This window comes from Dyadobacter sp. OTU695 (assembly GCF_038440355.1).
GTDB lineage: Bacteria > Bacteroidota > Bacteroidia > Cytophagales > Spirosomataceae > Dyadobacter.
Genome location: NZ_JASATN010000013.1, coordinates 183,888 through 196,537, shown reverse-complemented (window position 1 = coordinate 196,537; position 12,650 = coordinate 183,888). Strand labels below are relative to the sequence as shown.

The following is a 12,650-nucleotide window of genomic DNA, read 5'->3' as shown; positions in this document are numbered from 1 at the left end:
GGATTTTCACTACTATTTAAAACCAGTATATTCTAGTCGCCCACTTAGATAACCCCCGCCAATTTTTTTTTGTTCTGACAAGTGATATAATTTGAAACGCCCCCTTCGGGAGGTGCTGCAACGCGTTCCGTTTTTCCATCACCTTTTATTTGCGCTTTGATTTTTTCTCGGATTGTACCCTATATTTGGACATTCAAAGTGCTACCAGGTCCCTTAATTAGAAAGTTATGTCAAAAAATCTGGTGATCGTAGAGTCACCGGCGAAGGCCAAAACCATTGAAAGTTACCTAGGGCAGGATTTCACTGTCAAGTCCAGTTTCGGACATGTCCGTGACCTCCCGGAACATGATATGGGTGTTGATGTTGAGCATGATTTCCAGCCCTCTTACGAAATCTCCTCCGATAAAGTCAAAGTCATTTCAGAGCTCAAAAAACTGGCAAAAGATGCTGAGGTATGGCTCGCGACCGATGATGACCGCGAGGGGGAGGCTATTTCCTGGCATTTGAAAGAGGCCCTTGGGCTTCCCGATGATACCAAGCGGATCGTATTTCGTGAGATTACCAAAACCGCTCTTCAGAATGCCATCGCCAAGCCGCGGACCATCGATGCAGACCTGGTAGACGCCCAGCAGGCACGGCGTATCCTCGACCGCCTGGTGGGTTACGAACTTTCCCCGGTGCTTTGGAAAAAGATCCGGATCGGCAAATCGAACCTTTCGGCCGGCCGCGTGCAATCAGTGGCTGTACGTATAATAGTAGAGCGCGAGCGGGAGATCGATGCATTTAAGAGCAAAAGCAGCTTTAAGGTAACAGCCCATTTCGACCTGGGTAACGGCAAAGTGCTCAATGCCGAGCTTGCAAAAAACTTCCCTACCGAACAGGAAGCATACCAGTTTCTTGAAAAATGCATCGGGGCTCAGTTCTCGATACGCAATCTTGAAGTAAAACCAGCTAAAAAATCACCAGCACCGCCATTCACAACTTCTACATTACAACAGGAAGCATCTCGTAAGCTGAGCTTTTCGGTGGCGCAGACGATGACCGTCGCGCAGCGCTTGTACGAAGCCGGTAAGATTTCCTACATGCGTACCGACTCCACCAACCTGTCGGAAGAAGCGCTTGATAAGTCAAAGCAGCAGATCACGAAAGAATATGGGGACGAGTATCACCACCGCCGTATATTCAAAACCAAGTCCGAGTCGGCACAGGAAGCGCACGAAGCGATCCGCCCCACCGATTTCTCGACGCTGGTAGGCAGCAGCGACCGCAACGAGCAGCGCTTGTACGAGCTGGTCTGGAAGCGCGCCATCGCATCGCAGATGTCGGACGCCCAATTGGAGCGTACCACTGCTACGATTAGCATTTCAACCACCTCGGAAGAGCTTGTGGCGCAGGGCGAAGTGATCAAATTTGAAGGGTTTCTGAAAGTTTACCTGGAATCGAGCGATGACGAAGTGGACGGCAACCCCGACGAAGAGCAAAAAGGAATGCTTCCTCCGCTGAACGTCGGTCAGATATTGAAGCTGGCGGATATGAAGGCAACGGAAAGATTTACCCGTAACCCGCCACGTTATACGGAGGCCAGTTTGGTAAAAAAACTGGAAGAAATGGGGATCGGGCGACCGTCTACCTACGCGCCGACGATCTCGACGATCCTGAAACGGGAATATATTGTCAAAGAGGACCGTCAGGGCTTTGAAAGGGAATTCAAAGAAATAACGCTTGCTAATGAGCAGATCAAAAGCAAGGTTAATAAAGAAGTATATGGTTCGGAGAAGGCTAAACTCTTCCCTACCAGCACCGGAATGGTGGTGAACGACTTTCTGGTAAGCCATTTTCAGGATATTGTCGATTATTCGTTTACAGCGAGCGTCGAAAAGGATTTTGACCACATTGCGGAAGGCCAACTGGGCTGGCAGCAGATGATCAAGAACTTTTATACGCCGTTCCAGAAGAAAGTTGCCGAAGCGCGTGAGGAAGCGATTGATAAGAGCCTTACTTCCCGAGACCTGGGCGAAGATCCTGCGACGGGTAAGAAAGTATCTGTAAGAATCGGAAAATACGGGCCTTACGTGCAGATCGGTGATGTGGAGGACGAAGAGAAGCCGCGGTTTGCGAGTCTGGCGAAGGGCCAGCTGATGGAAACGATCACGCTGGACGAGGCATTCGAGCTATTCAAGCTGCCGCGTCAGGTTGGTTTCTTCGAGGATAAAGATATGGTCGTAAACGTCGGCAAGTTCGGTCCTTACGTGAAGCATGACGGCAAATACTACTCGCTGGCCAAGACCGACGACCCTATGGCCGTTACGGAGGACAGGCTGGTCGAGATCATCGAAGAAAAGCGCTTGCAGGACAGCAATCGCACGATTAAAGAATTTGCCGAAGACCCGGAGGCGAAGGTTTTGAATGGACGCTACGGGCCTTACATTGCTTTTGGAAAGAAGAATGTGAAGATTCCAAAAGGCACCGAGCCGGCTTCGCTTACCTACGAACAGGTATTGAAACTGGCGGCAGAGACCCCGGATAAGCCTGCGGGACGCGGAGCTCGTAAACCTGCCGCCGCTGCGAAGGCTCCGGCAGCCAAGAAGCCCGCTGCCAAGAAAGCGACAAAAAAAGGTTAAACACACATAAACGAAGAAGCCCATGAAAAAACTGGTTGTACTTTCCGGAGCAGGGATCAGCGCTGAGAGCGGGATCAGTACTTTTCGTGATAATAATGGGCTTTGGGATAACTACCGGATCGAGGACGTGGCGACGCCGGAAGCCTGGATCCGCAACCAGGAACTGGTGCTGGATTTTTATAACCAGCGCCGGAAACAGGCGACCGATGTGAAGCCTAATGCGGCACATTATGCACTGGCAGAGCTGGAAAAGCATTTCGACGTGACGATCGTGACGCAGAATGTTGATAACCTGCATGAAATCGCAGGTTCCACGAAAGTAATCCATTTGCATGGAGAGCTTTTCAAATCGCGGAGCACAAAAGATCCCAGGCTGGTTTATCAGATGACAGGCTGGGAACTGAAAACAGGCGATTTGTGCGAACTGGGCAGCCAGTTGAGGCCACATATCGTTTGGTTCGGAGAGGAAGTGCCTATGATGGAAGTAGCGGTGGATGTTACCGAGCAAGCGGATATGTTTCTCGTAATCGGAACTTCGCTGGCTGTTTACCCCGCTGCCGGGCTGGTACATTACGTCCCCATCGGCAAGCGCATTTATATCGTGGATCCGGCAAAACCCGATATCACATTGAAATCCAATATGATTTTCATTCAGGAAAAAGCCACAACCGGAATGCAAACTCTGATTAAGAAATATTTACTACCTGAATCATAATGCAACTACTCGACGGGAAGGCCATTTCCTCCCAAATAAAATCTGAAATCAAAGCCGAGGTTGAACAATGGGTCGCCGGGGGCGGCAAAAAGCCACATTTGGCAGCAATCCTCGTGGGCCAGGATGGTGCAAGCGAAACTTACGTAGCTTCCAAAATCCGTAGCTGCGAAGAAATCGGCTTCACTTCCACCCTGCTGCGTTTCGAGGCAGACATTACCGAGGCGCAGCTTCTTGAAGCAGTAGAGTCATTGAACAACGATCCCGATGTGGACGGTTTTATCGTTCAGTTGCCGCTGCCGAAGCACATTTCTGAAAACATCGTAATGGAAGCCGTCAACCCGGCCAAAGATGTGGACGGTTTTCATCCGATCAACGTCGGCAGAATGTGCAAGGGCCTGCCCGCCTACATTTCCGCAACGCCTTTTGGAATACTGGAAATGCTGATCCGTGCAGGGATCGAAACGAGCGGCAAGCATTGCGTCGTAATTGGCCGCAGCCAGATCGTGGGCTTACCGATGAGCATCCTCATGCAGCGTAACACCTACCCGGGCAACGCTACCGTAACGATCACGCACAGCAAAACGCAAAACCTGAAAGAGATTTGCCAGTCGGCCGACATTCTGATCGTCGCATTAGGCCGTCCGGAGTTTGTAAAAGCCGATTACGTAAAAGAAGGCGCGGTAGTAGTCGATGTGGGCATTACCCGCGTGGCCGACGCTACGAAAAAGAGCGGCTTCTCGATCAAAGGCGATGTCGATTTCAACGACGTAGCTCCAAAGGCGAGCTTCATTACACCGGTTCCGGGAGGCGTAGGTTTAATGACCATTTGCGGTCTGCTGACCAACACATTTAAGGCTGCCAAGAAGGAAATTTATAAGTAAATACTTCGGCGTTCGGCTGTCGGCTTTTAGATGGCATAATAAAAAGCCGAAGTACGATAGCCGACCGCCGAAGTAAAAAAAGCCGGAACACCAGGGTTACTTACTCTGATGTTCCGGCTTTTTTATGCCAAAAATTTCTTTTTTTACTAAAAGATTTGTCAATTAGTAGGCGTTTTACCGGAAAGGTTATCCCTATGAGCATCGTCAGCAACAACATCAAGTATCTAAGAAGGCTGAATGGCCTGACGCAGGAACAGTTTGCCCGTAAGATCGCGATCAAGAGATCGTTACTGGGTGCTTATGAGGAAGCACGGGCCAATCCCAACCTTACTAATCTCAAAAACATGGCCGCCGCATTCGGTGTTAGTGTTGATAATTTGCTAAAAAACGACTTGCGAAGGCTAAGGGAAACGCCTGAAATGTCGCTGCCGCTGGCGGCCTCTCGCCAAATGACCGTTTCCCACTCGGGCGCTATGCCCCAGCCTACACCTACACGCACGCCCGGGTACACGGAACCGCAGCCGTTGTCCAAAATCATGGAAACGTACCAGCAGCCCGAGCAACCGCTCCGGCAGGTATCCCGGCAGATCAGCTTGAAACCGGTTAGCGGCGAAACGCATCCGCAGCCAACGCATTACAACCAGCCGCCACAGCCGGGGGCGCCTCAGCCGGGGGCACCACAGTCGGCCACGCCTCAGCCGGTGCCACAACCAGAGGCTTTCCAGCAACCGGCATTCCGGCAACCGGCGGTACCCCAACATCCGGCAGCACCTCAGCCGACCGCCGGCATACCTACATTTAATAACCAATATCAGACCCCGCAATTCAATGCGGCGGTTGAGCAGCCCGCGCAGCACTACCCCACCATTCAATGGGTAGCTCGCAATAAGCAGGCGGAATACATTGCCAATTTCCAGAATCCCGCTTATCTGAATAGTTTGCCATTATTCCAGTTGCCCAATTTGCCATCGGGTTACTACCGTGCATTCGAAAGCGGAGACGATTTTGTATACCCAGGCTCCATTCTCGTGGGCACGTTTATCCGTAACTGGTACGAAATCAAGGACGGAATGCAATACGTATTCCTGCTGAGAAGCCACGGGCTGATTTACAGAAATGTATTCAACCAGGTAAAAACCTCAGGTATTTTGTTGCTTACTTCCGACAACGCGTCGGTTGAAGAGCTGGAAGTGCCGTTGCAGGACGTACTGGAAGTGTGGGAAGTGAAGGCTTTTGTAAGCGTGCAAATGCCTGTGCCTCAGCCTTCACTGGAACGGGTGACTCAGCTCGTGGATGAATTACAAATGGAGCTGAGCCAGTACCGTCAGTAAGTACTATTTCGAAAGTGCATTAAATAATGCTTCTATTTTCGCGAGATCTTTGCTTTTGGAAGTAGTTTCCAAAACTGCTACACCCATCTGGTACCACAGGCCATCGCCCGCCGTGAGATATTTACCTCGCTTGGTCGGGCGGGTTTCAGATGCATTGTCGGCCACGAATTCAGCTTTGTAAACTGTATCCATTATTTTTTGCAACTGATCCCAATGCAGTTTACGGGCTGGGCCGGCATTCTTGCTTAATGTAAATTCCTTTTTCCCGAACGACGCTTTCAGGTCGATGGTTAGTTTACTGTCGTTATCAATATCGACGTAGGTCAGTTCAAAAGGCTTTTCACGACCGGCTGTTTCGAAGATCGCCTGCATCATTTCCTGCAAAAAGTACGACCAGCGTTCCTTATCGACCGGGTAGATGGTCACGCGCTTATCGTTTTCATCGAGCTCGATCTCTATAAAATCTTCGTATTCGTTTTCCTCGCGTTTGCGAATGATTTTGGAACTGACAAAAATCTCCCTGAACTCATCAATCCAAACCGTTGGCAAATTGCCTTTCCATTTGTAATCGTCGTCTTTGGAAAAGCCTTCGTCATATATTTCCTCGTCGGTCAGTTCCAGGCGGTCGTTATACACAATATCAAAATCCACCCGCAGGTCCTCTTCCGATTGAATGTCCAGTTTCAGTGTATAAAAGTGGGCAAACGGTGCCGGAACCACCGGAGCTGTCTGATAGCGAACAATATAATGACCGGGTATTTGAAGATTTTTATCCATTCGGAGATTTTAAAAGCTGTTGAAATGTTGCGTGTTTGTCGACCTTATCCGTGGCTGTTTTGGCAAACGCTTTTGCAAAGTAAATATGTTTCGGGTTCTCATACGCCGAAACGCGACTTCTAATTTCTGCCGACAGCTTCTCTACGTTCTCGTTCGGAGAGGCATTTTCGATGATCAGCACCAGTTTTTGCCCCAACTTTTCATCCGGCTCCCACCAGCAGAAAAATGTGTCCGGAATGGCCAGATCTTGAAAAACGGCGGCAATTCGCTGGTCGATCTGGTCCAGCACGATTTTCACCCCACCCGAATTGATGACATTATCCGCCCGCCCTATCCATCGAAAGCCATTGCCGCTGATTTCCACCAGGTCATTGGTCTGCACCCGCTGGTCATCAGTAACAGCACCGGAGACAAACAGGCATCCACGTTCGTCGGCACCATACTCAATACCTGGCAGGAATACATAGGAATCGCTGGCTTCTGCCCCGTTCAATGCTTTCAATGCAACATGCGAAACCGTTTCGGTCATGCCGTAGCTTTGAAAAACCGGTACATTTAGTGCTTTGATCCGGGTTGCTAATGCCGGGCTAACCGGTGCTCCGCCGAGCAGTATTTTACCCAGATTACTAACCTGATTACCAGTTACAGGATTTTCCAGAATCGCCTGCAACTGCATCGGTACCATTGCCACAAAGTCGAAATCGACAGAATCCAAACCCGCAATGGGGTTCGAAACCGGTTCGGTTATCGTCAGCTCCCAATCCAGCTCCAACCCGCGAACGAGCATCATCATCCCTGCGATGTAGCCCACGTTCAGGCACACGAGCGCACGCGCACCGCCCCCGAGCGAAAGCGCTTTCCCGGTCATGGCCGCACTTGCCCGGAGTTGTCTGCGTGTGACCGTAATGGGCTTGGGCATACCCGTTGAGCCGGAGGTATGGAGCACAAATTCCTGATTGCCTTCCAACCACTTCCCCATAAAGTCGTAAGCCTGTGCGAAATAGGGATTTCGAGGCCTTTTCTGCGTCTGCCAATACGTTTTGCCTGTTGTCCAGATCATCGCTGCCGTTTCTGTGGATTCACCCGATTACCGGCCTTCACACCGGTTTTTAATGCGGTGGAAAGTTATTCATTTGTTTTTGAAGGTAACCCAAACAATGAGTAATTTCGCGCATTCAGGCTTATCTCAATTTTACCTATCTGATTTTATGTCCAGTACAGTTCAATGGGAAACCATTAAAGAATACCAGGAAATTCTCTTTACACTTCACGAAGGAATTGCCAAAATCAGTATCAATCGCCCCCATAAGCATAATGCATTTACCCCGCTTACGGTGACTGAAATGATCGACGCAATGCATATCTGCCGCGAAGATCCGCGGATCGACGTTATTATTCTGACCGGCGAAGGCGGCAAGGCATTCTGCTCCGGCGGCGACCAGTCGGTGCGCGGCCACGGCGGCTATATCGGCGACGACCATGTACCGCGTTTGAATGTGCTCGACCTGCAAAAAATGATCCGTTCCATTCCGAAAGCGGTTATCGCGATGGTGGCAGGCTGGGCGATCGGCGGCGGCCACGTCCTGCACGTGATCTGTGACCTATCTATCGCTGCAGATAATGCACGTTTTGGCCAAACCGGCCCGAAAGTCGGCAGCTTCGACGGGGGATTTGGTGCTTCTTACCTTGCCCGCGTGGTGGGCCAGAAAAAGGCGCGCGAAATCTGGTTCCTGTGCGACCAGTACGATGCCGACGAAGCATTGCAAATGGGGCTTGTAAATAAGGTCGTTCCTTTGGAGCAACTGGAAACTGTGACGTTGGAATGGGCGAAAAAAATCCAGGAAAAAAGCCCGCTTTCGATCCGGATGCTAAAAAGCGCATTCAATGCGGAACTCGACGGACAGGCGGGTATCCAGGAACTTGCAGGCAATGCAACGCTGCTTTATTACCTCAGCGAGGAAGCGAAAGAGGGCCAGCGTTCGTTTTTGGAGAAAAGAAAGCCTGATTTTTCCAAATTCACGAAATTCCCTTGATTTAATCCCGAAAGATTAACATTTTAACTCCTGTCATTACAAATACCCACCGAATGAATCATTGGCTTGTAAAATCAGAACCATTTAAATACTCCTGGGACCATCTTATTGCCGAAGGTGAAGGCATGTGGGACGGCGTCCGCAACTACGCCGCGCGCAACAACCTAATGGCGATGAAAGTAGGCGATCCCGTGCTGTTTTACCATAGCAATGAGGGTAAGGAGGTCGTTGGACTTGCCAAGGTTTCAAAAGAGCATTATCCCGACCCTACAACCGACGAGCCCGGATGGGTAGTGGTGAACCTGGTTCCCGTTGAGAAATTTCCGAACACCGTTACGCTCGCGCAGATCAAGAAGGACGAACTCCTGAAACAGATGGACCTTGTCCGTTTATCAAGACTGTCGGTAGTACCGGTTAAGCGCGAAGAATTCGATCATATCGTTGCCCTGGCACATGACAAAAAATAAGCGATCCGTTTTACGGCTGGCCTTACCGTTACTCTTCCTGGGCGTGTTGAGCACTCAGCTTTTCGCACAGGGAGTGAAGCGGATTGAACTTCCTTTGCCCGGCAACACGGCCTACCAGGCGGTACCGCTCGGCAAACAGGGCGTGCTGCTCATTTCCAAGCCCGACAAAGGCACGTTCAATGTCCAGAAATTCGATACGAACCTCGAACGGGTTTGGTCCATCGACGGCCCGATCGAATCAAACCTCGATTATATCGCTTCCTCCTACGACGGGCAGGCCGTTTTCCTGCTTTTCAGCAAATACCGGAGCTCATTGTACCAGATTGTGAAGGTCAATGTCGGTCCCGGTTTTGTGGAGACTTTTACGATTAATACAGTCGATCGTTTTGAGATCACCGATTTCAAAACGCTGGGCTACTCGGTTTTCATGGCCGGCATGGTTCGCAACGAACCTGTTCTGATCTACACCCAGCTTACTACGCAGCAAACGAGGGTGTTACCTTCGGCCATTAAAGGTTCTAACGCCATTCAGACTGTCGAAGTGGACACGGCCCAGCATTTGGTAAATGTTTGTTTTGCCGTGAAAAAAGGGCGTCAGACGAAGATTGTAGCGCGTTCCTACGAGGAAACCGGCGAGCTTTATACACAGGTGAGCGTAGATCCCGAGGACGACTTCTCGCTGCTGAGTGGCCGTTTACAGGTGCTGAACGATTCGGTTCGCATTGTAATCGGCACCTATGGCTACCGCAACATGCAGAGCAGCAGCGTAGCCGCCTCGCAGGGTTTATATATCAGCAAGATTGTGGGTGAAGAAACTGTTTTCACCAAATACCACAGTTTTACCGATTTCAAGAACTTCTTCAATTTCCTGAGTGAACGCCAGCAGGAGAAAATGGAAAAGCGTATCCGCAAGAAAAAAGAAAGCGGCGACGACCTTAAACTGAACTACCGGCTGTTGGTACATGATGTTGTTCCAAAAGCGTCCAACTTCCTGCTCGTTGCAGAAGTTTTTTATCCCGAATACCGTTATCAGAACCCGAGTATGATGGGCGGGTTCGGCTATGGATACGGTGGCTACGGATACCCGCTCGGAATGGGGCTTTATAACCCCTACCTTTGGAACCCGATGTATGGAGGCCGGGGGTACAATCAGCAGGTATTCGACGGTTTCACGTACACCCATGCGGTCGTCGCGGACGTGGATCAGAACGGTAATTTACTTTGGGACAACAGCATTAACTTCGACAATGTAAAAAGCATGGAATTGAAGGAAAAGATTAAGGTCCAGTCCTTCACCAACGGCAATTCGAAGCTGATTTACAGCCATAACGGCGCCATTCGCAGCAAAATCATCAAGGGCAACCAGGTGATCGACAGCGACCGCGTAATCCCGAACGAAACCTATGTGGAAGGCGACAAGGTGCGAAAAACAAGTACCGATGACATTGACTACTGGTACGACAACTTCTACCTCGCCTGGGGGGAGCAGCGCATTGTGAACGCAGCCGGCGATCCGCAAACGCGGGGCAGACGGAACGTATTTTATTTGAACAAGATTGCTTATTAGAACTTCGGCCGTCAGCTATCGGCTGTCGGCTTTATCCTCCGGCCCATTTTATAATTCCCAAAATAAAAAAGGCCGACAGCCGACAGCCGACAGCCGAAGTAAAACTCATACATTTCCAACTAAAAAAAGGCCGACGGCCGAAAGCCGAAAGCCGAAGTAAAACTTTGATACTACTCTCACCAGACCAACATACCGACTACCAACTCATCGATAGCGGCGGATTTGAGAAACTCGAAAAATTCGGGCCGTATATTCTTTCGCGGCCCGAGCCTCAGGCCATCTGGGACAAATCGCTTTCAGAAGCCGAATGGGACAAACGTTCGAACGCGGTTTTCAAAAAGGACAAAAACTCGCAGGAGAAGGGCCAATGGATCACCAAGGGCGATATGCCCGATAAATGGGTTTTCCAATACCGCACCAAAGACCTGCATTTGCGGAGCAAGCTTGCATTGTCGTCGTTTAAGCACGTGGGTGTATTCCCCGAGCAAGCTACCAACTGGGATTTTATCGCCCGTACTTTGAAACAAATACCCGAAGAAAAACCGTCGGTACTTAACCTGTTCGCCTACACAGGTATCGCCTCACTCGCTGCGAAGGCTACCGGGGCGGACGTAACGCATGTGGATTCGGTGAAGCAAGTGATCAGCTGGTCGCGGGAGAATATGGATTTGAGTGGGTTGAGCAACATCCGCTGGGTAGTGGAAGACGCGCTGAAGTTCGTCCAGCGTGAGGTGCGCCGGGGAAACAAGTACAACGGCCTCATCCTGGACCCTCCCGCATACGGTCGTGGGCCCGACGGCGAAAAGTGGCTCCTTGAAGAAAGTTTGAATGAACTACTCAGGCTGTGTGCGCTGTTATTAAAGGAAAAAAACTTCTTTTTTATTATTAACCTGTACTCGCTCGGCTTTTCGGCGCTGATCGTTGAAAACCTTATCAAGGCGCATTTCGGGACCGAAATCAAGCACGAGTTTGGTGAGCTGTTCATCCCCGATTCGTTTGGCAAGAAACTTCCGTTGGGCGTGTTTTCGCGTTTTTCAGACCAGAATGTTTAGTGGCGAATGAAGTCTGACAACCTGAAATATCTATCATTTGCATTCCTCATTGCTTTGGGCGGACTCGAACAGTCGTGCCAGAGCGATGCGCGCACGTCCACACGCATTCCGCCCGTGATCAAAAAAGGCAGGGCGCAGTGGCAGAACGACGCATTGCTGTCATTGACCGACCTGATCAACCGGGGGATCGATTCGGATGTGAATTATTTCAAAAGGGCGCGCATTTACTTCGAACGCGAACAATACTCGCAGGCCCTGGATGACATTAATGAGTCGATTTACGAACAGGACAATGTAAGTGAATATTTCCTTTTGCGCGGGAAGATCAACCGCGAGCTGGGTAAGATCGACAATGCGCTGGAAGACGCACAACGCGCCGAGGCATTACAGCAAAGCAGCCCTGAGTTGTATGTGTTGCTTGCGGACATATTACAGGCCAAAAACCGTTTCGGAGAGGCGGCCGCTTATCTGAACCAGGCCTTGAAAATGGCCCCTTACGATGGCTCAGCCTATTATGTGAAGGGAATGCTGCAGGCAAGGCAGGGCGATTCCCTGGCAAGCTTGTCGAGCCTGAACTATGCGATGAACGTCAATCCGAGGTTGCTCCGCGCTTATGAGCAGGGCACGATGATCAATCTGAAATTGAAGAATACGGCCGAAGCACTTGCCATCAACGAAAGGGCGCTCAAACGCTTTCCTGAGCGTGCAAGCCTGTTTTTCGGAAGGGGCGAAATCCTGAATGCGCTGGCACAACCGGATACTGCCCTGATCTTTTATCAAAAAGCGGTCGCGATCCAGCCCGACTACGAAGAGGCGCTCAATCAGCTGGCAACGGTCGCTATGCAGCTCCGGGCCTACCCGCAGGCAATCCCTGCATTGAAAACGCTTCTGAGAAAAAAGCCCCAATCAAAAGAGATCAACAACATGCTCGGCTATGCCTATGAGAAAAGCGGCGAGCTCGATATTGCCAAAACCTATTATACGACAGCATTGACCATCGCCCCCGGCGACCAGGACGCGCGTTACGGCATGTTCCGCATCAGGAAGATCGAATCGGAAGGACTTTACCCCTCCTACTATCCAGAGGAAAATACCAATGAAGGATACAAATTGCTGGATACGGCACGGGTTAAAATCAAAGTTATCCAACCGCGTGGTACTACAAATATCCGCGTTGACTCATCGCGCAAAGCTAAAATTGAATAG

The 12,650-nt window shown here is 50.4% G+C and carries 11 protein-coding genes; 9 read left to right on the top strand and 2 right to left on the bottom strand.

The annotated features are described in order from the left end of the window. Positions 1 to 227: 227 nt before the first annotated feature. The 4 genes from topA to AAHB90_RS22665 all read left to right on the top strand — a co-directional run bounded on the left by topA (position 228) and on the right by AAHB90_RS22665 (position 5,548). Positions 228 to 2,621, top strand: coding sequence for a type I DNA topoisomerase (gene topA, locus AAHB90_RS22680; protein ID WP_342087526.1), 2,394 nt, complete (start codon positions 228 to 230; stop codon positions 2,619 to 2,621). Positions 2,622 to 2,643: 22 nt separating this feature from the next. Next, positions 2,644 to 3,336 (top strand): SIR2 family NAD-dependent protein deacylase, encoded by a 693-nt coding sequence (locus AAHB90_RS22675; protein WP_342087525.1) that lies wholly within the window; start codon positions 2,644 to 2,646, stop codon positions 3,334 to 3,336. Then, a complete protein-coding gene (locus AAHB90_RS22670; protein ID WP_342087524.1) occupies positions 3,336 to 4,217 on the top strand; it encodes a bifunctional 5,10-methylenetetrahydrofolate dehydrogenase/5,10-methenyltetrahydrofolate cyclohydrolase in 882 nt (293 codons plus the stop codon). Before AAHB90_RS22675 ends, AAHB90_RS22670 begins: the two co-directional genes overlap by 1 nt. A gap of 194 nt (positions 4,218 to 4,411) precedes the next feature. Further along, positions 4,412 to 5,548: a helix-turn-helix domain-containing protein gene (locus AAHB90_RS22665; protein ID WP_342087523.1), complete on the top strand. Its 1,137-nt coding sequence runs from the start codon at positions 4,412 to 4,414 to the stop codon at positions 5,546 to 5,548. A 3-nt stretch (positions 5,549 to 5,551) separates the two neighbouring features. Here AAHB90_RS22665 and AAHB90_RS22660 read toward each other — a convergent pair whose 3' ends face one another. Next, positions 5,552 to 6,325, bottom strand: coding sequence for a hypothetical protein (locus tag AAHB90_RS22660; protein WP_342087522.1), 774 nt, complete (start codon positions 6,323 to 6,325; stop codon positions 5,552 to 5,554). After that, entirely contained in the window at positions 6,318 to 7,385 is a 1,068-nt protein-coding gene (locus AAHB90_RS22655) for an AMP-binding protein (protein WP_342087521.1), read from the bottom strand. Before AAHB90_RS22655 ends, AAHB90_RS22660 begins: the two co-directional genes overlap by 8 nt. 148 nt (positions 7,386 to 7,533) lie before the next feature. Between AAHB90_RS22655 and menB the strand changes: the two genes are divergently transcribed. The 5 genes from menB (at position 7,534) to AAHB90_RS22630 (ending at position 12,650) form a co-directional block, all read left to right on the top strand. Beyond that, positions 7,534 to 8,358, top strand: coding sequence for a 1,4-dihydroxy-2-naphthoyl-CoA synthase (menB, locus tag AAHB90_RS22650; protein ID WP_342087520.1), 825 nt, complete (start codon positions 7,534 to 7,536; stop codon positions 8,356 to 8,358). A gap of 53 nt (positions 8,359 to 8,411) precedes the next feature. Continuing rightward, positions 8,412 to 8,825, top strand: coding sequence for an EVE domain-containing protein (locus AAHB90_RS22645; protein ID WP_342087519.1), 414 nt, complete (start codon positions 8,412 to 8,414; stop codon positions 8,823 to 8,825). Then, positions 8,812 to 10,392 (top strand): hypothetical protein, encoded by a 1,581-nt coding sequence (locus AAHB90_RS22640; RefSeq protein WP_342087518.1) that lies wholly within the window; start codon positions 8,812 to 8,814, stop codon positions 10,390 to 10,392. The genes AAHB90_RS22645 and AAHB90_RS22640 overlap by 14 nt, the downstream gene beginning before the upstream one ends. Positions 10,393 to 10,556: 164 nt before the next feature. After that, entirely contained in the window at positions 10,557 to 11,444 is an 888-nt protein-coding gene (locus AAHB90_RS22635) for a class I SAM-dependent methyltransferase (protein WP_342087517.1), read from the top strand. Positions 11,445 to 11,450: 6 nt separating this feature from the next. Beyond that, on the top strand, positions 11,451 to 12,650 hold the full coding sequence (locus tag AAHB90_RS22630; protein ID WP_342087516.1) for a tetratricopeptide repeat protein: 1,200 nt from the start codon (positions 11,451 to 11,453) through the stop codon (positions 12,648 to 12,650).